At 63.1% G+C, this 20620-nt stretch carries 20 protein-coding genes; 9 read left to right on the top strand and 11 right to left on the bottom strand.

Going from position 1 to position 20620, the window contains the following annotated elements:
* The 3 genes from ACVOLL_RS12065 to ACVOLL_RS12055 form a co-directional block, all read left to right on the top strand.
* Positions 1–250: hypothetical protein (locus ACVOLL_RS12065; RefSeq protein WP_481513082.1), on the top strand; the 250-nt coding region annotated here is incomplete at its 5' end.
* 63 nt (positions 251–313) lie between these two features.
* Positions 314–547, top strand: a complete 234-nt coding sequence (locus ACVOLL_RS12060; RefSeq protein ID WP_481513081.1) for a hypothetical protein — start codon at positions 314–316, stop codon at positions 545–547.
* Positions 544–1230, top strand: coding sequence for a DUF7716 domain-containing protein (locus ACVOLL_RS12055; protein WP_481513080.1), 687 nt, complete (start codon positions 544–546; stop codon positions 1228–1230). Before ACVOLL_RS12060 ends, ACVOLL_RS12055 begins: the two co-directional genes overlap by 4 nt.
* Before the next feature lie 275 nt (positions 1231–1505).
* Here the strand turns inward: ACVOLL_RS12055 and ACVOLL_RS12050 are convergent, their stop codons facing one another.
* From ACVOLL_RS12050 to ACVOLL_RS12035, 4 genes are read right to left on the bottom strand one after another with little or no spacing between them, the layout of a single operon-like run.
* Positions 1506–2333, bottom strand: a complete 828-nt coding sequence (locus ACVOLL_RS12050) for an N-formylglutamate amidohydrolase (protein WP_481513079.1) — start codon at positions 2331–2333, stop codon at positions 1506–1508.
* The gene (locus ACVOLL_RS12045) at positions 2314–2865 is read right to left on the bottom strand and encodes an NUDIX hydrolase (RefSeq protein ID WP_303748991.1); all 552 of its coding nucleotides are present in this window, start codon (positions 2863–2865) and stop codon (positions 2314–2316) included. Before ACVOLL_RS12045 ends, ACVOLL_RS12050 begins: the two co-directional genes overlap by 20 nt.
* On the bottom strand, positions 2862–3809 hold the full coding sequence (locus ACVOLL_RS12040; protein ID WP_481513086.1) for a 5'-3' exonuclease: 948 nt from the start codon (positions 3807–3809) through the stop codon (positions 2862–2864). Before ACVOLL_RS12040 ends, ACVOLL_RS12045 begins: the two co-directional genes overlap by 4 nt.
* Positions 3797–4372 carry a nitroreductase family protein gene (locus ACVOLL_RS12035; protein ID WP_481513078.1) on the bottom strand — a complete coding sequence of 192 codons (576 nt, stop codon included), beginning with the start codon at positions 4370–4372 and terminating at the stop codon, positions 3797–3799. Before ACVOLL_RS12035 ends, ACVOLL_RS12040 begins: the two co-directional genes overlap by 13 nt.
* A gap of 311 nt (positions 4373–4683) precedes the next feature.
* On the opposite strand from ACVOLL_RS12035, the gene ACVOLL_RS12030 reads away from it, so the two are divergent.
* Positions 4684–6993, top strand: a complete 2310-nt coding sequence (locus ACVOLL_RS12030; RefSeq protein WP_481513077.1) for a DUF1631 domain-containing protein — start codon at positions 4684–4686, stop codon at positions 6991–6993.
* An 87-nt stretch (positions 6994–7080) separates the two neighbouring features.
* Positions 7081–8184: an NAD(P) transhydrogenase subunit alpha gene (locus ACVOLL_RS12025; RefSeq protein WP_481513076.1), complete on the top strand. Its 1104-nt coding sequence runs from the start codon at positions 7081–7083 to the stop codon at positions 8182–8184.
* A gap of 299 nt (positions 8185–8483) precedes the next feature.
* On the opposite strand, the gene ACVOLL_RS12020 is transcribed toward ACVOLL_RS12025, so the two are convergent.
* From ACVOLL_RS12020 to ACVOLL_RS12010, 3 genes are read right to left on the bottom strand one after another with little or no spacing between them, the layout of a single operon-like run.
* Positions 8484–8909 (bottom strand): DUF3106 domain-containing protein, encoded by a 426-nt coding sequence (locus ACVOLL_RS12020; RefSeq protein ID WP_481513075.1) that lies wholly within the window; start codon positions 8907–8909, stop codon positions 8484–8486.
* Positions 8910–8914: 5 nt separating this feature from the next.
* A complete protein-coding gene (locus ACVOLL_RS12015; protein ID WP_481513074.1) occupies positions 8915–9265 on the bottom strand; it encodes a hypothetical protein in 351 nt (116 codons plus the stop codon).
* Positions 9262–9813 (bottom strand): RNA polymerase sigma factor, encoded by a 552-nt coding sequence (locus ACVOLL_RS12010; protein WP_481513073.1) that lies wholly within the window; start codon positions 9811–9813, stop codon positions 9262–9264. The genes ACVOLL_RS12015 and ACVOLL_RS12010 overlap by 4 nt, the downstream gene beginning before the upstream one ends.
* Positions 9814–9951: 138 nt before the next feature.
* Between ACVOLL_RS12010 and ACVOLL_RS12005 the strand changes: the two genes are divergently transcribed.
* Genes ACVOLL_RS12005 through ACVOLL_RS11995 form a run of 3 tightly spaced genes read left to right on the top strand, consistent with a single transcriptional unit; the run spans position 9952 to position 12181 of the window.
* Positions 9952–10254, top strand: coding sequence for an NAD(P) transhydrogenase subunit alpha part 2 (locus ACVOLL_RS12005; RefSeq protein ID WP_282267096.1), 303 nt, complete (start codon positions 9952–9954; stop codon positions 10252–10254).
* Entirely contained in the window at positions 10251–10748 is a 498-nt protein-coding gene (locus ACVOLL_RS12000; RefSeq protein ID WP_481513072.1) for a hypothetical protein, read from the top strand. Before ACVOLL_RS12005 ends, ACVOLL_RS12000 begins: the two co-directional genes overlap by 4 nt.
* On the top strand, positions 10745–12181 hold the full coding sequence (locus ACVOLL_RS11995) for an NAD(P)(+) transhydrogenase (Re/Si-specific) subunit beta (RefSeq protein WP_481513071.1): 1437 nt from the start codon (positions 10745–10747) through the stop codon (positions 12179–12181). Before ACVOLL_RS12000 ends, ACVOLL_RS11995 begins: the two co-directional genes overlap by 4 nt.
* A gap of 16 nt (positions 12182–12197) precedes the next feature.
* Here ACVOLL_RS11995 and ACVOLL_RS11990 read toward each other — a convergent pair whose 3' ends face one another.
* The gene (locus ACVOLL_RS11990; protein WP_481513070.1) at positions 12198–13145 is read right to left on the bottom strand and encodes a helix-turn-helix domain-containing protein; all 948 of its coding nucleotides are present in this window, start codon (positions 13143–13145) and stop codon (positions 12198–12200) included.
* A gap of 594 nt (positions 13146–13739) precedes the next feature.
* Positions 13740–14624 (bottom strand): helix-turn-helix domain-containing protein, encoded by an 885-nt coding sequence (locus ACVOLL_RS11985; protein WP_481513069.1) that lies wholly within the window; start codon positions 14622–14624, stop codon positions 13740–13742.
* 449 nt (positions 14625–15073) lie between these two features.
* On the opposite strand from ACVOLL_RS11985, the gene ACVOLL_RS11980 reads away from it, so the two are divergent.
* Complete coding sequence (locus tag ACVOLL_RS11980) at positions 15074–16897, top strand: tetratricopeptide repeat-containing sulfotransferase family protein (protein WP_481513068.1); 1824 nt, start codon at positions 15074–15076, stop codon at positions 16895–16897.
* Here the strand turns inward: ACVOLL_RS11980 and ACVOLL_RS11975 are convergent.
* Together ACVOLL_RS11975 and ACVOLL_RS11970 are read right to left on the bottom strand one after the other, a co-directional pair.
* Positions 16882–17565, bottom strand: a complete 684-nt coding sequence (locus ACVOLL_RS11975) for a 2OG-Fe(II) oxygenase (protein ID WP_481513067.1) — start codon at positions 17563–17565, stop codon at positions 16882–16884. The two genes, ACVOLL_RS11980 and ACVOLL_RS11975, sit on opposite strands and share 16 nt — an antisense overlap.
* Positions 17519–20473 carry a TonB-dependent receptor domain-containing protein gene (locus tag ACVOLL_RS11970; protein ID WP_481513066.1) on the bottom strand — a complete coding sequence of 985 codons (2955 nt, stop codon included), beginning with the start codon at positions 20471–20473 and terminating at the stop codon, positions 17519–17521. Before ACVOLL_RS11970 ends, ACVOLL_RS11975 begins: the two co-directional genes overlap by 47 nt.
* Between the last annotated feature and the right edge of the window lie 147 nt (positions 20474–20620).

Raw genomic sequence — 20620 nt, 5'->3', positions numbered from 1 at the left:
CGCCACCGACCAGGGCCGCCGGTTTATTCGCGGGCCGGTTCTGTGCGCCCCATGTCCGGGCACGGACGGTACCGATACACTTTTTGTGGGAGCGGCGGCAGCCGCGAAGCTCGTAGATGAGCAGATGGCAGAAATTCCCATCAGATCATTGCTATCAGCTTCGCGGCTGACGCTGCTCCGACAGTTTTGGATTGCTGGTAAGGCCCCTGCCGAGCATGGCTCGGCACTACAATGCCGTTTGGCCAAATAATCACCAGTACTCGCAAGGCATTGGTACACAAGGGCTGCAGACTCTTATCCACAGCTTGTGTATATGCTGGGACACAGCCTGTGTGGACAACGCGAGACAGAGCCGACGCTGCTGGTGATCCTGGCCAATGCGGCACGCGCAACCGCGCCGGCGGACAGCGTGCAGGCGCTGCAGGGATTGGTCCCTGCGCAATATGGCGCTGCGCTGTTCGCCGCACTCGGCGTGGTGGCTGCGTTGCGCCTGCGGCCGGCACCGCTAGACTGCAGTTCCGCCGACTGCCTGCCCAGCGACGCATGATCGAACTATTGGATCTCCGCCAGACCCTGGACAGCTTCGCCAGCTGCAACGACGACGATGAAGTGTGGGCGCGCTATGGCTGGGTTCACGTCAGCGATGGCGGCGCGTTGGGCGCATCGTTCTGGCTGCCAGCCAGCGAGGCGGAAGCGTTCGATGATGACGAGTTGCCGATGGCGGCGCGTGCCTTGGGCCTGTCCAGTTTCCTGGAGCCGGCGACGTTTGCCGATGTGCTCGATGTGCAGAAACGTCAGCGTCCGCTATCCACATTGGAGGAGTACGCGGCGGCGCTGGACTACTACGCCGAGTACGACGCGTTCCGGCAGGTGCCAGGTATCGACGAAAACCTGGGTGAAGCTTCCGAGACCGAGCAGGAAGCAGCACGGGCGCTGGGTGTCGGGCCCGGTATTTACGCCAGCTTCGATGTGGTGCTGGCGCAATGTCCTGCGCAACACGTGAAGGAAGCAGCGCGGCAGGTGGCGGGAGTGTTGGCTGTATCGATTGGCGAGGCTTTGGCTGCTTGCCGCGATCTGCCGGTGTGTCTGGGTGAACAGCTGGACCGGAAGCGCTGTGCCGGGATTGTCGCGGCCTTCGATGCCTTCGGCGTGCCATTGCAGGTGCGAGTCTACAAACCCTTCCCGTGGTCAGCAGTGCCGACGCCGATGGTTGTTGTAGGAGCGGCGTAAGCCGCGAAGCTGGCAATGCATGATGCGAAGCATTGCAGTTGCCGGAAGCTGCATCAGCTTCGCGGCTTACGCCGCTCCCACAAAAACGTCAGCACCTGTAGTGCCAAGCCATGCTCGGCAGGGGCCCTGCAAGCGCAACATCCGACACGCCATCAGCTTCGCGGCTTACACTGCTCCCACAAAAGCGTCAGCACCTGTAGTGCCGAGCCATGCTCGGCAGAGGCCCTACAAGCGCAACATCCGACACGCCATCCGCTTCGCGGCTTACGCCGCTCCTACAGCGCGGCGCTAGGTTCCTGCATTGCGAGCAACATCGGCTGCAGATTGCGGAAAATCCGCTCCAGTCGCTCCGCCCACGCTTGCTGCCCAGCCGCATCGGCAATCAGGTCCTGGCGGATCTCCAGTTCCACATGCACCAGTCCGCGGCCTTCGCCGTGCACCGGTACTGCATAGTCGCTGCTGCTGTTCACCGAATACGGTTGGTTGTCACCAACCACCAGGTCGCCTTCCTCGCGCAATGCCTGCAACAGCGCATGCGCAAAGCGTGTGTCCTGGTGGTAGAGCACGCCCGCATGCCATGGACGTTTCACGCCGGCCATCGCCGGGGTGAAACTGTGCATCATCACCAGCAGGGTCGGCACGCCTGCATCGTGCCGGCGGTCCAGCTCGGCATCGATGCGCGCATGGTAGGGCGCATGGATCGCGTCGATGCGCTGTTGGCGTTGCTGCGGATCAAGACCGAGATTGGCGGGAACAGTGGTGCCATCGCTGACTTCAGGGATCAGCGTCGGCGACACCAGCGGCCGGTTGCAGTCGATCAGCAACCGCGAATAGGTCTGCTCGATCGCCCAGGCGTCAAGACGTTCGGCCAGAGCGCGGGTGGTGCCGGCGATGCCGATATCCCAGCCGATGTGGCGGTCCAGTTCGGCCTGCGGCAAGCCCAGGTCCTGCAGCGCCTGCGGCACGCGCTGGCCGGCATGATCGGCCAGCAGCAGGAACGGGGACACGCCGCGCGGGTTGTGAACAGTGAAGACCGCCGGATCATCGGCACCGAGCAGTGGGGCGACGCCTTGCAAGCCTGAGTCAGCCACGCGGACGCCCATCCAGATGGTGTTCGATCATCCACAGGCCAGCCCACAACTTCGCGTCCAGCTCGTAGCCTTCGCCCATTTTCTCCACCAGCCAGGCTGCAGCGCGTTGGCGCGGGATGCTGTGCACGGTGATGTCTTCGCTGGCATCGCCGCCGCCGTCGCCGACCTTGCGCAGGCCGGTGGCACGCACGAAAGCGATCTTCTCGCTGCTGGCGCCGGAGGAAGTGGGGCCGATCATCAGCACTTCGGCGTGGTCGGCGGTCCAACCAGTCTCTTCCTCCAACTCGCGTACGGCTGAAACCTCGATGGATTCACCTGCATCGATATCGCCAACCAGCCCGGCCGGCATCTCGATGGTGCGCGCCTGCAGTGGCACGCGGAACTGCTCGACGAACAGCACTTCATCATCGGGGGTGACTGCGATGATGATCGCAGCCAGCCCGCCAGCATGGGTGCGCTCGCTGTACTCCCAGGTGCCGCGCACCAGCATGCGCTGGTACTTGCCTTCGTAGACGACGCGGGGTTCAGCAGTGTTCTGGCTCATGCGAACTCGTTGGCTGGAGTGGAAGGGGATTGCAGGCCGGCTGCAGTCATCAGCCGGCGGCGCGTCATCGGGCCAAAGCGCAGCGCCTCACACAACCCGCCAAGCATGTCGCCGTCGCCATTGGCGCGCACGAAACCGCCTGCGGCATTGTGCAGCGGGGCGTTCAAGGCAACCGTGGTCAGTTGGCGGAACAGGAGTGCTTGTTCGCGCTGCTCGCGCAGCCGCACCGCCATGGTGGCGGCGCCACGCAGGCGCAGGAACGGTACTTCGTCGATGCGCTCGAGCAGGGTGTCCATGCTGCCGAAATGGGCCAGCAGCACCGCCGCCGATTTGGCGCCAATGCCGGAGACGCCGGGGATGTTGTCGACTGCATCGCCGCACAGGGCCAGATAATCGGCCACCTGGTGCGCATGCACACCTTGCCGCGCCTTCACCCCGTCCGCGCCCCAACGCTGGTTGCGGGCGTAGTCCCACTGCTCGTCGTGTTCCAGCAGCAGCTGCGACAAGTCCTTGTCGGCCGAGACGATGACGCCGCGCAGGCGACCGCGACTGGCGTGCAGGGCACTGCCGATCAGGTCGTCGGCTTCGTATTCGCGGTCGGCCAGCACTTCCAGGCCCAGCGCAGCGCACAGTGCCTTGCAATGGGCGAACTGGCGGCGCAGTTCATCCGGGGCCGGGTCGCGGTTGCCCTTGTAGGCGGGATAGAGCACGTGGCGGAAGCAGCTGTCCAGCGCTTCGTCGAAAGCCACAGCGATGTGCTGCGGGCGCTCGCGCTCCAGCAGGTCGAGCAGGAAGCGGGCAAAACCGTGAACTGCGTTCACCGGCCAACCCTGCGCATCCTGGAACTCGTCGGGGATCGAGTGCCAGGCGCGGAACACATACAGGCTGGCGTCGATCAGGTAGAGCGGCGGCAGTGGAGCATTGGCAGCATTCACGGCTGCCAGTCCTGCAGCAGCGCTGCCGGATCGGGCCGTTCGCGGTCAGGGACGGCGATCTTCGGGGTGCCGATGTGGATGAAGCCGACGATCTGCTCGTTGCTGGCCAGACCCAGATGGCGGGCGACCTCGGGGTCGCTGCTCATCCACGCGGTCAGCCACTGTGCGCCGAAGCCGCAGCCCTGCGCGGCCTGCAGGAGCGCGAAGCAGGCGCAGCCGGCGGTGAGCAACTGTTCCTGTGCGGGCACCTTGGGGTTGTCCTGCAGGCGGGCAATCACGGTGATGATCAGCGGCGCATGCGAGAAACGCTGGCGGTCCTTCTCGACCGCCGCTTCGGATGCATTGGGGTCGCGCTGGCGGCTGCGCTGGGCCAGGAATTCGCCCAGTGCATGGCGCGCGTCGCCCTGCAGGCGCAGGAAACGGAACGGCACCATCTTGCCGTGGTCTGGCACGCGCACTGCCGATTGTAGCATGCGCAGCTGCGTGGCTTGATCCGGTGCTGGCTCGCCCAGTTGCAGGGAGGGCACCGAATGGCGCTGATCCAGCGCTTGCAGGAAGCAGTTGTCGGACATGGGTCACAGGGGCTGAGGCGGCTATTGATTATAGACGCCGCCGATGTACCGGCCCCTTAGCGCCGGGCGGGGTCAGTTTTGTGCGCTGTGTTGTGTGCCCTGAACAAACCGTGGGTCGCTAATAAGCGCTGAGACGCTTAGCATTGCTGGTATTGAGGTGAAGCGATCATGAGGTGGGAAATGCGCACTGCATCACTTACCCTGTTCATCTTCTCCGCCTACCATGCGCGTGCGGATTCAGGGGCCGCGTCTGCATTTCCTAAACCGTTTATCAGAAGAGCAGCGCCTGTAAGGGTGTGGAGCCTTTGCGCATGATGTCCAGTCCGCATCCCGCCGGTCAGCCCGGTCGTAACCAGAACCTGCTTGGCGTGGCCCGCGAGGCTGCCTTGCCTGTGCTGTCGCAGGCCTTTGCCAAGGTACTGGCGGGGTTTGATGACGCCTTGTTCGACCGCGCCGAGACGGCTGGCCCGTCGCAGCTGGCGTTCCTGGATGGCATGCGCGAGCTGCGCCGCCGCCGCGATGAAATCTCCCGTCGTTTCGACTCGCACCTGCAGCAGGCCTGGGCTGCGCTGGAAGCGGGCACCCCGCAGTCGGCTGAAACCGTATTGGCCGGGCAGAGCGACGGCGGTCTGAGCCTGGTCCCCGAACACATTCTTGAGTCACGCCTGGCCGTGCGCAATTTTGCGACCGTGCTGTTGCGCGACTGGAAGCAGGTATTGCAGCGCATCGATCACCGCCTGGCCTGGGTGGCTGGGGTGGCGGCGCTGGATGCCGATACCAACCCTATTGGGCCGGAGCACATTGGTGTTGCCGTGCACGAGGCGTTCTACACCTGCGACCTGGCCGCGGAAGTGCGGCTGGTGCTGTTCAAGTTGTGCGAGCGTGAGTTTGCGGCCGGTATTGGCAAGCTCTACCAGGCAGTGGACGAGCGACTGGCTCAGGCCGGTGCCGCACCCGAGATCGCCGCACCACGCCGTTCCACGTCGCAGCGCACGCCTGCCGAGCAGATGGCGCAGGCTGCACAGGAAGAAGAGGAAGGGTTCGACCCGGGTCACGCGCCGATGTGGGCGCGGCGCTTTTCCGAACGCTGGAGCCAGCGCCGCGGCAGCATGGCTGGCCAGGCTGCCGCGCAGGCAGCAGCAGGTTTTGATGCCGAACAGGCCTTTGGCAATCCACAGAACATGGTGCTGGAAGCACTGCACGAGCTGCTGGCGCAGAGCCGGCAGACCCGTGAAGGCGCCTCTGCGTCCTCAGCTGACGCGGGGCAGACCGGAGCTGGCCATCAGCGCTCTCTAAACCAGCGCGAGATGATGTCGGTGTTGTCGCTGCTGCAGGCCACGCCCAGCGCAACCCTGCGTGCGGCGGTGGGCGAGGACGGTGAATCGCTGGCGCAGCGGCTCAAGAGTGAAGTGCTGTCCGGTGCGACGCGGCTGGGTGTGGACCCGCAGCAGACGCATCTGGACCCGCAGGACGAGGACGCCATCGACCTGGTCGGCATGCTGTTTGACGTGATGCTGGACGAGCGCGATCTGGAAGGCCGCTCGCGCGAGCTGATCGGCCGGCTGGTGGTGCCCTTCGTCAAGGTCGCCATGCTCGACCGGCGCATGTTCGTGCAGAAGACCCATCCGGCGCGCAAGCTGCTCAATTCGCTGGCCGAGGCCTGCGAGGGCAATGCCGGTGAAAGCCAGGCCGAGCGCGCGCTGATGGGCAAGGTCGAAGAAATCATTGAACGGTTGACCGCCGAGTTCAACGAGAACCTGGCGATCTTCCTGACGTTGGAAGAAGAATTCCGCGACTTCCTGGCCCAGCATCGGCGCCGGGTTGAGATCACTGAACGGCGTGCGGCGGAAACCCAGCGCGGCCAGGAAAAACTGGAAGTCGCGCGCAACCGTGCCGCTGCCGAGCTGGACAAGCGTGTTGCCGACGCGACCCTGCCCAAGGCCATCGCAGATTTCCTGCGCCAGCCCTGGAATCACCATCTCACCCTCACCTTGTTGCGTGAAGGTGACGAAGGCGAGGGCGTGACCGAGGCCTTGAAACTGGCCGACGACGTGCTGGAAGAGGTGGTCGAGGCGCGTCGTCATATCGTCGGCAAACCGTGGCTGCAGTCCTGCCAGCCGGGCCTGCGCAAAGTGTTTGCCAGTGTCGGCTTGCACGGCGATGGCGGCACCACCGCGATCGATGCCTTGCACGACACCTTGCAGTCCATCGCCGAGCTGCGCCCGGAACTGGAACGCGCGCTGCCGGAACTCCCACAGGTAGCCCTGCCAACGCCGCCGGCGCCAGAAACACCCGCCATCGAGTTTGGCAGCGCGACCAAGGCCGAGGACTTCGACGACACCGATGCCGAGCGTTTCCGCCGGATGGAGATTGGCACCTGGCTGGATTTCATCGACAAGGACGGCAAGATGCAGGCCGGCAAGTTGTCGTGGGTGAGCCCGATCTCCTCGCGGCTGCTGTTCGTCAACCGTCGCGGCATTCGCTTCTGCGTGGCCTCGCCGGAAGAACTGGCGGTGATGGTGCGCTTGGAGCGGCTGCGTCCGCACGTGGATGACGGTGCCTTCGACAGCGCCATGCAAGGTGTGATCGACCGCCTTGAGCCGCAGGGCGCAGCGCGCTGATTGCAAACCGGCAGGCCAAGGCCTGCCGCACAAGGCACCGGCTTTGCTACGATCCGGCGGTTGATCCGCTGCGCATCGAGGACTGGAATGGCCGTAGATGTCTTGGTATTGAAGGAAACCGCTGAAGGCGAGCGACGCGTTGCCGCCACGCCGGAAACGGTGAAGAAGCTTGTTTCAGCCGGCGCGCAGGTACACCTGCAGTCCGGCGCAGGTACGGCCGCGGGCTTCCCCGATCAGGCCTATGTGGATGCTGGTGCACAGCTGGGTGACGCGTTGGAAGACGCGGATCTGGTGTTGTGCGTACAGGCGCCATCCTTGTCCAGCATTGCCCGCCTGAAAACCGGAGCGGTACTGGTTGGTGGTGTGCAGCCTGAAGCCGACCCCGCGCGCGCGGCTGCGTTGCAGGCGCGGCAGCTGCAGACCTTTCCGCTGGAACGATTGCCGCGTACCACCCGTGCGCAGGCGATGGATGTGCTCAGCTCGCAGGCCGGCATGGCAGGTTACAAGGCGACCTTGATTGCCGCCCAGCTGGCGCCGCGCTTCTTCCCGATGCTGACCACCGCGGCCGGCACCATCCGCCCGTCCAAGGTATTGATCGTTGGCGCCGGTGTTGCAGGCCTGCAGGCCGTTGCCACTGCCAAGCGCCTGGGTGCCGCAGTCGAGGGCTTCGATGTGCGCCCGGAAACCCGCGAGCAGATTGAATCGCTGGGCGGCAAGTTTCTGGATCTTGGCGTCAGCGCGGCAGGTGAAGGCGGCTACGCCCGGCAACTGACCGACGACGAGCGTGCTGAGCAGCAGAGACGACTGGCCGAGCATCTGAAAGGCGTGGATGTGGTGGTCTGCACCGCGGCTGTGCCGGGGCGCCCGGCGCCGAAGATCGTTACCGCGGCGATGGTGGCGGGCATGCGCCCAGGCAGCGTGATCGTTGATCTGGCGGCTGAAACCGGCGGCAACTGCGAAGCTACCCAACCGGGCCAGACCGTCGAGGTTGGCGGGGTGACGGTTGCTGGTCCGCTCAACCTGGCCAGCATGGGCGCGGTACACGCCAGTGAGATGTTTGCGCGCAACGTCTACAACTTCGTGGCTTTGTTCCTGAAGGACGGCAAGTTGTCGTTCGACTGGAACGATGAGCTGCTGGCCAAGACAGTGTGGCCACAACGCCCGGCCGGCGGCGAGATTCCGCCGGTCTGACCGGCCTTGGTAGAGCCGAGCCATGCTCGGCTGTGGCGCTACCCGTAGGCCATCGTGTGGGAGCGGCGTCAGCCGCGAAGCCAACGGTCTTTCGGGTTGCGGGTATGCCCGTATCTCATTGAAGCCAGCTTCGCGGCTGACGCCGCTCCCACAAGGGCGCTTTTCGCTGGAAAAGCCCTGCCGAGCATGGCTCGGCTCTGGCTTTAGCCCCTCTCCCGTATGCGGGAGAGGGGTTGGGGTGAGGGCAGCTTTTCGCTGGGAAAGACTCTGCCGAGCATGGCTCGGCACTACAGGCCGGATCAGTGCGGGGAGCGAGCCGCTGGTGGGTTGGCCTGCACCCATTGCCGGCGCTGTTCCGGGCTCATCTTGTTCCATTGCTCGCGCAGTTGCTGGCGCTGGTCTTTGTCCATGCCGCGCATCTTGTCGAACAAAGCCTGCGCGTCGCGGCGCTGGTCAGGTGACATGTTCTCGAAGCGATGCATGCCGCGACGGGCCTGCTCGCGCTGCTCCGGCGTCATCTGCTGCCAGCTGCGGGCATGCTCATAGCTGCGCTGGCGTCGATCGGGGGAGGAGCTGTTCCAGCGATCCCGCACCGGTGCGATCAGGGTCTCGCGCTGGGCAGGGGTCAGCTGGTCCCATTCGGGCAACTGCTGCTGGGCGACAGCAGGGGCGCTGGCACAGATCAGCAGCAGCGGTAGCAGCAGGTAGGGCAGTACGGTCTTCATCATCGTCATTCCATCGCCAGATTGTCGGAGCCCAGCCACAGATACAGCTCAGGGCTTTCGTCGAACAGCAAACTGTCGTCAGCGTCTGCGTTCTGGCTGGCAATCAGGGGTGCAGCGGGCGGCTGCGCGCTGTGATTGAACTGCATCGCCACCGGCACGGCCAGCAGCGCCGAGCAGGCGGTAGCCAGCCACCAGCGATGGCGGCGCCATACCGATGGCGTTCTCGCCATGCTGGCCTGCTGACGGGCCTGTCGCAGCCGCGCAAGAGTAGCCGGGGACAATGCGGCATCGGCCTGCTGCTGCAGCTGTCGGGCCTGATGGTCGAATGTTTCGGGTTGTGTGGGCAGGCGGTTCACCGCGTGGCCTCCAGTTGTTTCTGCAATGCGTCGCGGGCACGCGACAGGTGGGTTTTTACCGAGCCTTCGGAACAGCCCATGGCCTTGGCAGTTGTTGCCACGTCCAGTTCCTGCAGTACGCGCAGGCTGAAGGCCTCGCGCTGGCGGGCCGGCAGCTGCCGCAATGCCTGGACCAGCTGGGCATAGCTGCGCTGCTGTTCGTGCGTCTGTGCCGGGCCTGGAGCTTCATCGGCCCAGTCGATGGTGCTGTCCTGGTCGTTGTCTTCCTGGGGCGCCCAGAACCTCAGGCGGAAGCTGCGGCGCCGCTGCAGGTCGATGATGCGCCGACGCAGGATGCTCCAGAACAAGGCCGTCCATTCCTCGGCCGGCCGCTCTCGGTAGCCCAGCATGCGCTCCATGGCGTCCTGTACCGCGTCCAGCGCATCGTCGCGCTGGCGCAGGCCGGCCTCGGCGAAACGGAACGCGCGCGGGCCGATGCCCGCCAGGAAGGCGTCCAGCGAGGCGGGTACAGCAGCAGGCGGCATCAGGGGCGGGCTGGTCACCAGCACAGGGTAGCGTCTCGGTCGTGGTCTCTGGGGGAGATAACGCACGGGCGCGCAAACGGTTGACAACGCAACGGTCGCGCCGGCTTCGGACAGATGGTTATGATGCGGGACAGGCGCTTCCAGCCTCGGAGAGACCAAGCAATGAGCGACGGGTTCGTAGCGTTGTACATCTTCATGCTGGCAGCGATTGCCGGCCACGTGATCATCTCGCGGGTGCCGGTGATCCTGCACACACCGTTGATGTCCGGTTCCAACTTCATCCATGGCATCGTGCTGATCGGTGCGATGGTGGTACTCGGTCATGCCGATACCACGCTGGAGAAGGTCATCGGCTTCATCGCCGTGGCCTTGGGCGCAGGCAATGCGGCCGGAGGCTATGTGGTGACCGAGCGCATGCTGGACATGTTCAAGAGCTCGAAGAAGCCGGAAGGGAAGGACAAGTGAGTTCACCCGCCGGTAGTACCGACAGGTCTTCGATCAGCGCACGGCAGGTTTTCCAGTGGCTCAGCTACCTGCAGTATCCGGCTTTGCTGGTGGCGTTCGCGTATGCAGCACGGCCGCTGTTCAACGGCATGGACGGCATTCTCGACGCCTATAACAGCGCACTGTTGTATGCGGGTGTGGGCGTAGGCATGTCCTCGCTGCAGGACCCGGCCAAGACCCAGAACAAGATGTCGAAAAAGGTCTGGGAAGACCCGCGCAAAGGTGGCCTGATGCTGTGGCTGATCAGCGCGCAGGCGCTGTTGCCGATCGTACTGGGTTTGCTGGGCGCCGCCTTGGCACCTACAACAGCGTTGTCGCAGCTGGCACTGGGCTTGGTGGCATTCGGGCTGGGCATGATCGGGCTGCTGAAAACCGCCATTGAAATGCGCGAACACCATCGCCTCGACAAGCAGTCTCCTCGCCATACCGACACGGCTCTGGAGGCCGGTGCATGAGCATATCGATCCTGGTCAATACGAGTTATCTGGTCGCTGCCACGCTGTTCCTGCTGGGCCTGCAGCGCATGGCCTCGCCCAAGACCGCACGCAGCGGCATCCAATGGGCCGGCGCGGGCATGTTGATCGCCACCGCGGCCACGTTCTTCCTGCCCGGTCTGCACAACATCGCCTTGATCGCGGTGGCCTTGGTGCTGGGCACCGGGCTGGCCTGGGTATCGGCCAAGAAGGTAGCCATCACCGACATGCCGCAGATGGTGGCGCTGTACAACGGCATGGGCGGCGGTTCGGCGGCGGCCATCGGTGCGGTCGAGCTGCTGCGTTTCTCCGAGTTGGCCAACCGTGACACCAGCCATTGGAGCGCGCAGGCCATCGCCGATCTGTCGGCACGACTGCCGTCGAACACGGTGCTGGCGCTGGCGGTGATTGGTTCGGCGATCGGCGCGGTATCACTGTCCGGTTCGATCATTGCCTGGGCCAAGCTCGATGGTCGCTTGGACAAGCGCGTTACCTTCCCCGGGCAGCAGGTTTTCAATCTGCTGGTCGCGCTGGCGATGGTGGTGCTGGGCGTGTGGGCAGCGCTAAGCCTGCAGCCGGTCGCGGTCATCAGCTTCTTCGGGGTGGCGCTGGCGCTGGGTGTGCTGATGACGTTGCCGATTGGTGGTGCCGACATGCCGGTGGTGATTTCACTGTACAACGCCTTCACCGGCCTGGCAGTGGCATTTGAAGGCTATGTGCTGGGCAATGAAGCCTTGATCATCGCCGGCATGATGGTTGGTGCGGCCGGCATCCTGCTGACGCGTTTGATGGCCAAAGCGATGAACCGGCCGATCAGCGGCGTGCTGTTCTCCAACTTCGGCGGTGGTGGCCAGGGCGCGGAGATCAGCGGCACGCAGAAACCCATCGAGGCTGCCGATGTGGCAGCGATGATGGCCTTCGCCGAGCGCGTGGTGATCGTGCCCGGTTACGGCATGGCGGTGGCGCAGGCCCAGCACAAGATCTGGGAGCTGGCGCAGCGTCTGATCGAGCGCGGAGTCAAGGTGAAGTTTGCGATCCACCCGGTGGCCGGACGCATGCCCGGGCATATGAACGTGCTGTTGGCCGAAGCGGGCGTGCCTTACGACCTGATCGCCGACATGGATGACATCAATCCGGAATTCGCCAATACCGATGTATCGCTGGTGATCGGCGCCAATGACGTGGTCAACCCGGTCGCCAAGACCGACCCGACCAGTCCGATCTACGGCATGCCGATCCTGGATGTGGTCAATTCAAAGAACACCATCGTCATCAAGCGCGGCAAGGGCACCGGTTTTGCCGGTATCGAAAACGCGTTGTTCTACGCTGACAACACCCGCATGTTGTACGGCGATGGTGCCGAAGCGGCCAGCGCCCTGGTCAGTGAACTCAAGGCGCTGGACGGCGGGCATTGACGCCGCTGGGTGGTGGTCAGGAGGCGACCGCCCACTCCAGCATTGGCGACTCAATGGTGACGTCGTTGGAGGCTGTCAGTCTGGGCGCGGCCAGTACGCTGTCCTGCACCTGTTGACCGCGACGTGCAGCGGTGGTGGTGCAGCCGAATGCATGTTTGAACGCGCGGCAGAACGCGCTTTCACTTTCGAAGCCCAATGATTCGGCTATCTCGCATACCGACAGATTGGTATTGCAGACCAGATCCAACGCGCGCTTGTTACGCAGGCGCGCAGCATACTCGCTTGGCGTTTCGCCAAAGACCTCGCGATAGATGCGGATGAGGTGCGTGGGCGAGTAGTTCGCCACCGCAGCGAGGCTGATCAGGTCCAGGCGGGTCTCGATGGTGCAACGGATCAGGTGTTGCACGCGCAGCAGCCGTAGCAAGGTCTGATGGCGGCGCAGCACCGTGCGGCCACTGCAGCGTTCGAGCTGCATCTGCATGGGCTGCTGGCGATCGATCAGTGCATCACGGAGCAACCCCAGTTTGTAGGCGGCATCGCCGGTTGCAGGGTTGTGCTTGAACCAGCGCGGCCGGCACAGGTGCACCACAGCGCGTGCCAGTTCCCTGTCGCAGGTGATTTCACGGGGGATCAGACAGTTGATGATGGATGCCGTGGACTTTGGCGGCTTCTGCCAGAGTGCTGCTGGGGCGGCAATGCATAGCCACCAGCCGTGCTCGCGGGTGATGTGACGCAGGCTACCGTCCACCCAAAGCTGTAGTTGGCGCGCGCCCAGCTGCCATGGCAGATCGCCATTGTTAAGCTCCAGCGCGCCGTCCAGCACCAGCGTGATGCTGACCCAGCCAGCAGGAATGCTCAGGCGCCCGCCTTTGCCGCGGCCGCTGATGGCGTGTATGCAGTCCGGACGCTGCATGGACAGATCGAGTGACTGTGAACCCTGAATCAGGTGATGTCTGATGCCCATCGCGTCTTCCCCTGAGTGTCTGCGAGAACGGGTGGCGGGCGCGGTGTCGTGTTGCGCGACATCTGCGTTGTTAACCGGAGTGACTCCGGTCGCCGTTTGAGCTTTTTTGTGGAGCTCTGCTCATTTCAGACGCAGGCGGGGGGCGATCACCTCACCTGTACGAGCAACAAGGGTGCTCAGCTGTGCTCAGGTCTTGCTGAATCGGGGGCATCGAAGAGGTGGTTGCGGTACATCTGTGCTGCTGCATAGCCCAAGCCGAAGCGGGCCGAGCGGGCGGCTAGGGAGATGTCGCGACGCTTCCGCTCTGGAGACGGCGGAATTGGTGATATTCGGAAGCCAGGGCGAACTTGCTTGACCCAGGCAGGTAGTCGATGTGGCAATGCCTGGAAGCTCGATTGCTCCCTCTCCGACTGAACACCCAATGCGCTGCTTTGCCTGTGTAGGCATCGGAATGGAGCAGTGCAGGCTGCTCCTGCGAGCATCGCGCAACGGTCAGCATTACCCAGCAACGGCCAGTGGCCAGGGCCGAGCTGGACTGGGCGTAGTCAAAGCACAAGTCGATCTGGAGTTGGCGAGCTGTTGGCAGATATCTTGTCAGCGGACAAATTCTGTCTGTTTGATGTGGCTGAGCTCTGGGTTGCATGCACCGACGGATGACAGGTTGGATGCGCCATTTCGTCGGGCTTGGCTTGCGGTACAGGAGAAGGTTTGTTTGAACGAGCGACAGAATGCGCTCTCGGTTTCGAAGCCCAGGGCGTCGGCTATCTCGCAGATGGAAAGGTCGGTGGTGCAGACCAGATCCCAGGCGCGCTTCAGGCGCAGGCGGGTGGCGTACTCGAACGGGGTTTCATCAAACACTTCGCGGTAGATGCGGATCAGGTGAGGCGGCGAATAGTTGGCAATCGCTGCTAAACGATTAAGGTCCAAGCGCGCGTCCATATTGCACCGGATCAGATGCTGTACGCGCAACAGGCGAAGCATGGTTTGGTGGCGGCGTAGGGCAGTGCGTCCGCTGCAGCGATTCAGTTGGCTATGCAGTGTTTGTTGGCGCTCTATCAGCATGTCCCGTAGCACTGACATGCCATCCATTACGGCGCTTGTATCGCGATTGTTGCTGAAGCAGCGCCGGCGTGCCATATGCAGCACGGCCCGTGCGAGTTCCCGGTCGCAGCGTATTTCGCGCGGAATGAGGTGGCCGTTGATTGCTGGTGCGCTGGGAATTCGATCCCATAGGTTGGCGGGTGCCGCGATGCACAACCACCAGGCGTAGCTGCGACTGGCAAAGCGGAGTTCACCTTCCAGCCATAATTGCAGGTGATGTGCGGCAAGTTGCCAAGGGGCTTCACCACTACCGACTTCCAGCACCCCCGTCAGTACCAGTGTGACGCTTATCCAGCCGACTGGAATCAGTAGGCGGGCACCGCGCCCGTGGCCGATTGTGGCATGTACGCTCCCTGCCGCTTGGCTGGACAGATCCAAGGACTGCGAGCCATGTATGGAATGGTGCTGGATCCTCACTTCGTCTTCACTGCCTTGTCGGTCGAAATGAACGGAAGTTCGGAATTTTCAGTAGACCAGCTGTACCCGTGATTGCGATGAAAACATCGCACGGCAACTGGAATCTGGCAACGGGAATCTGGATTTCAGAACGACCGCCGCAGGGCCTTGTTCGTCCATTCATTGGAATTGCAAAAAAAACCCGGCATAAGCCGGGTAGGTTCGGGGTTGACCATCGTGCCCGCTGATTTTCGGGCTGAGTAAGGTCTGACCTGTGCAGAGAGAAGAGTGACTTACCAAGTCCCCGAACAGTACCTATGCTGCTTGTTGAGGCGGCGACGAATACATGCGTACGTTCGCGCTTGGATTGCCGAAAATGAAGATTTCGTCGCGGTCAGGAAGGATTCTTTTGTAACCATCGGGGGGCTTCGATGCAGGTCGAGCTGGAAAACGCGCTGGAGGATCTTCAGCAAGGTCGACAAGGTGCGGCGGAAGCCGCGATGCGTCGGTTGCTCGGCCAGGCGCCGGGCTTTGCACCAGGAATGGAAGTGCTGGCAATGGCCTTGGCTGGGCAAGGCCAGCTGGAGGAAGCGCGTAGTTGGTTTTCCAGAGCCGCCGACCTGCAGCCGGATTCGTTGAGTGCGTGGATGAATCTGGGCAATGTGTGTCTTGAAAACGCGGATGTGCTGGCAGCGGGTAGCGCGTTTGAACGCGCGCGCGCGCTGGGTGCTGATGACGTAGCGTGGCTGTTGGGGTATGGATTGTCGTTGCTGGGGCAGGCGCGGTTTGCAGATGCCAACACGTTCTTGGGCGCCGCTCTGTTGAGGGAACCGGACGCGGTCGATGTACGTCTGGCGTATGCGCAGAGCCTTGCGGAAATGGAACGCTTCGAAGAGCTGGCGCAGTGCCTGGTGCCGTTGAAAGCGGCGCTGTTGAACCGCAGCGAGCGACAGGTGTTGGCATGGCTGCTGGCGCAGGCAGGCAGCGACGACGATGCACAGCGGCTGTACCGGCAGGTGATTGCAGAGGCGCCTGACGCAGTGGAGTCGCGGATTCAGTTCGCCTTGTTGCTGGAGAGACTGAACCGGGTGGAGGAAGCAGATCAGGTGTTGCGGGCTGTCGCTCCGGAACACGGTGGCTGCGCTTCAGGAATGTTTGAACTGGCGCGTGCACGGGTGCTGCGTCGGCAGCAACAGCAGCACGTCGCCATTCAGCGCCTGGAGCAAGGGCTGCAGCGGCAACTGGCGCCGGCGATGCAGGCACAGCTGCAATTCGAACTGGCGCGCAACCATGATCAGCTTGGGCAGGTCGAGCAGGTGATGCGGGCACTGGCATCGGCACATGAAGCGGCGGAAAACGCGTTCCGTCAGCGCCTGCCGGACGGTTATAACCCGCCGGTGCTGGATTGGTTGCAGAAGCGCCTGCAGCAACCCGCCCCCAGCAGCTGGGCGCGGGTCTTGCCCGATCCAGCGCTGCCCGAGGATCCGGTGTTTCTTGTCGGATTTCCCCGTTCTGGAACCACACTGCTGGAGCGGATACTGGACGCGCATACGGATCTGGATGTTCTGGATGAGCGTCCCGCACTGGAAATAATGATAGAGCAGCTGCGCGCTTCGGCTGGCTGGCGCGACGATGATCTTGGTGCGGCGCTGGATGCACTTGAGCGCGATGACATGGACGCGGCGAAGCGACGCTATTGGGACGAGGTAAGGCGCCACGTCACGCCACAGGGGCGATTGGTCGATAAATACCCACTGACCATGACGCGTTTGCCTTATGTAGCCCGTTTGTTCCCGGCTGCGGATTGGTTGCTGCTGCTGCGCCATCCGTGCGACTGCGTGCTCAGCTGCTATATGCAGGCATTCGGCATTAATGGCGGGGCTTTGGCATTCACCTCGTTGGAGTCCACTGCGCGTACCTACTCGGCGATCATGAGCTGGTGGCATGACCAGAGCATGCTCGTACCGGCGCGTGTGCACGTACTGCGCTACGAGGATATGGTCGGTGATCTTCCGGGGCAGCTGTCTGAGCTAATGGCTTTCCTGTCGCTGCCCATGCAGGAGCGGCAACTTTCCTTCGCCGACCATGCCAGCTCGCGCAGCCGCCGTATCAACACGCCGAGCTACTCTCAGGTAGTGCAGCCACTCAACGCTGGTGCGGTAGGTCGGTGGCGTAACTACCAAGCGTATTTCAGCGCCGAGACGCTGGCCATTCTCGCACCCTGGGTCGAGCGTTATGGCTATACGCTCGACTGACTCCGCGGAAATCTGAGGTAGGTGGAAAGAATGTATTTGTCCTGCGCAGGCGATGCCTTGCCCTGATGCGCGTACATCCAGTAGGGCGGGAACATGAGCAGTCTTCCTGTGCGTGGAGCTACGCCGGTCTGCAAGCCGGGAAACCAGGTTTCGCCGCCGGATTCGACGTCATTGAGGTACCACAGGAAGACCAGATAGCGGTCGCAGACCTCATTGATCGAATCGAAGTGGGTCTGGAATTTCTCTTCGTCGCCGGCGCGATAGCGCTTGAGGATCAGCGGGCTAAGCAGTGGGCTGTCAGGGATAGCAATCGGCAGGCCGACATCGGTGTTGTAGCGTTGCAGTGCGCTGCTGATCAGCTGGCGGAAGAATGCGAGGAATCCAGCATCGGACAGCCGGCTTACATCCAGCTCGGTCCAGGCGCTGTCGTCAAGACCGGGGCGCACGCCGCGGCCGTTGCGTTGTTGGAAGCGGGAAAGCGAGTTGAAGGATTCGATCAGTTTGCCGCACATGTCCGCTGGCAAGCTGTGGTCGTAGCTGCGGATATAATGGCGCAGGTCCGCACCCTGAACATCTGCCGCGGCGTTTGCCGCGGCAGATGCGATTGTTGCAGTTGCTGGCTCAGAAACGGGCAGTCCAGCGCATCCAGTAGAAACGGCCGATTGCATCGTAGGTCCGCATATCCGTCGAGGCGTTGAAGCCAGAATAGATCAACGGCGGCTGGCGGTCAGTAAGGTTGCGCACGCCGATCTGGATGGAGCTGTTCTTCAGGGCTTCGAAGCGGTAGCCGATCTGGAAATCGGTCTGGGTGACCGACGGCACCCGGCGCTTGGCGACGTAGCCGGGATCCTTGACGTCGGCCACGTCGGGCGCTTCGTAGACATGGTGCACATAGCGCGTGGTCAGACTGGCGCTGAGGTTGCCGCGTGACCAGGTGAGGTCGTTGAGCGCACGCCAGCGGGCCATGTTGCCGAAGCCCGACGAGGCATTGTCGACGAAGGTACCAGCCAGACCCGTGCTCTGCGGAATGCCCGGGAACGCACCGACGTCACTGGTCGGATCGCCTGCCACCAGCTGCACGTCGTATTGTGCCAGGTAGGTGGTGTCCAGGTTCCAGACCAGCTTGCCCCATGCGCCTTCCGGCAACTGGTAGCGGAAGCCCAGGTCCATGCCGGAGGTCTTCATCGAGCCGTAGTTGCCGATCAGGTTGGTCATCTGCGCAACGTCGCCGTTGGCGTCGCGGATGAACGTGTCGCAGAACCGGCCGAAGTTGAAGCATTGGTTGAGCAGCATGTTCTCCGGCAGGTTGACGATGAAGTCGTTCAACTTCACCCGCCAGTAGTCGGCAGTGACGCTGAAGCCTTCCAGCCAGCTCGGGCTGTAGACGACGCCGTAGGTCAGCACGTCCCCATGTTCCGGCTGCAGGTTCGGGTCCGATACCTGGAACGATGTCACCTGGTTGCCGCTCTGCTGGAACGAGCCGTCGGTCGGTACGCCTGCGCAGGCTACCGGTTTGCCACCTTCATAGCCGTTGCAGGGATCGGCATAGGTATTCGCGCTGGGTACCGTGGGTGAGTACAGGTCGCCGATGGTCGGGGCGCGGAATACATCGGCATAGGTGGCGCGGACCAGCAGGTCGGCGAACGGCTTCCATTCCACGCCGATCTTGGAGTTGGTGGTGCCGCCGAAGTTGGAATAGTCCGAATAGCGGGTGCCCAGCGAGACGTTGAGTTTCTCCGCGAACGGTGCATCGGCCAGCAGCGGGATCAAGGCTTCTGCATAGATTTCATTGACGTCGAACTTGCCGCTCAGGTCGCCACCGGTACAGGCTTCCTGGGTGATGCGGCAAACCGTCTTGCCCGGCGGGATGATGGTCAGGAAGTCGTTGCTGTTAGCTGCCGACTCGACGCGGCGTTCCGCACCCACGGCGAGCGAGACCGCGCCTGCCGGGAGGCTGAACAGATCGCCGGTGACGTTGGCGTTGAAGACCTTGAGGTCGTTCTCGCTGGTGCTGTGGATGGTCGGGTTGATCAGTTCCAGCGCGGCCAACTGGGCCTTCCCGGTGGCAGTGTTCGGATCTGGAGCCGGGCCCATGAAATTGACCGGGATACAGTCGTTGATGACCGTTGCTGCGTTACCGGCGGTGCGTACGCAGATGGGGTTGCCTGTCGCCGGGTCGATCATCGACGGCCCCAGTGCATCGGTCAGGCCTTGGCCGATCAGATACCCTCGTACAGTCGACGACTGCGGCGTGCGGCCGTAGCCATAAGACGCGTCCCAACTCCAGGTGCTGTCACCGAACACGCCGCGCAGGCCAGCGGTGATCTGGTAGGTCTCGGTTTCGAAACGCGTCGTGCGGGTGGGAATGAAGTTGCGAAGGCGCAGGCGCGCATCGGTGATGTCCACGCCGAACGGGTTGTAGAGGCTGTCCTTGCTGATCGGTACGTCGTCGACGTCGGCGCGGCCATCGAAAGGCAGCGGCGCGATGAAGAACGCGGACTCGGTGCGCAGCCACGAGCCGAGCATGAAGGCCTCGATGTTGTCGGTGATCTGGTAATTGCCGCTCATGAACAACGCAGTGCGTTCCTGCGGAGTCAGGTTGAGGTTACCGTCGGACTGGAAGTTGTAGGTGTCGGTGTTGCCGTTGTAGCAGCGGAAGTCCGAGCCTGAGGTGCCAGCGCGCCCGTCGATGCGGGTCAGCACGACTCTGGGGTTGGGGTTGGTAGCGCTGGGCTGGGCGCAGTTCGCGTCCAGCGTGGTGCCGCGGGCAATGGCGACATCGCGCGGCACGACATAGCGGCCGGTCAGGATGCGGCTGGTGCCACCGATACCTTTCTCACCGGCATACAGCTGGTAGGGCTGGCTGGAATAGCTGCGGTCGGCAGCGCTGACCGAATCTTCCTTGTCATAGCTTGCGCCGATCATCAGTCGGCCCTTCTCTCCGGCCAGGCCGAAGGTTGCATCAAAGCGCTGCGTGGCCGCATCGCCGCGCGAAGAGATGCCATAGAAGGCACTGGCTTCGACGCCTTCAAAATCCTTGCGCAGGATGAAGTTGACCACGCCGCCAATGGCGTCGGAGCCGTAGATCGCCGAGGCGCCGTCCTTCAGCACTTCGACGCGTTCAATCAGGCCCATGGGGATCGAGTTGACGTCAACGGCGCCGTTGGCATTGGAGATGGTGCCGATCCAGCGCTTGCCGTCGACCAGCACCAGCGAGCGGTTCACGCCCAGGCCGCGCAGATCGACGGTGGCAGCACCCGCGCCGCCGCCGTTGTTGACCTGGGGATTGGTTGCCGCGCCAGCGATGGCCGGGGTGCGCTGCAGGAACTCGCCAACGGTGGCAGCGCCGGAGCTTTCGATGCTCTGTCGGTCAATGGTGAAGACCGGGCTGGAGGTTTCCAGGTCGGCGCGCTTGATGCGTGAGCCGGTGACCTGAATTCGGTCGAGATTGGTAGCTTCTTCCTTCGGCGCGGCGTCCTGGGCGACAGCGCTTCCGACGGCTCCCAAGGCGAGTGCGGCGGTCGAAATGGGTAACAGGGCGAGGCGAACAGCGTGGCTGAGTGGCTGGATACTCACGTATGACTCTCCGCAGAGTGGTGCGAGGGAGTCATGAAATTACGAATTATTAACCGACTCTAATGTGCGAATCAGGCCTTCGGTAATGTGCAAAAACTAACATTTTGTTTCATTCTTCGACGGAGGCTCACGCGGGCGCTGTGATCG

This window comes from Stenotrophomonas sp. STEN035, from assembly GCF_056759935.1.
Note: the sequence above shows the minus strand (reverse complement) of the source record. Positions and strands in the feature narration are given on the sequence as shown.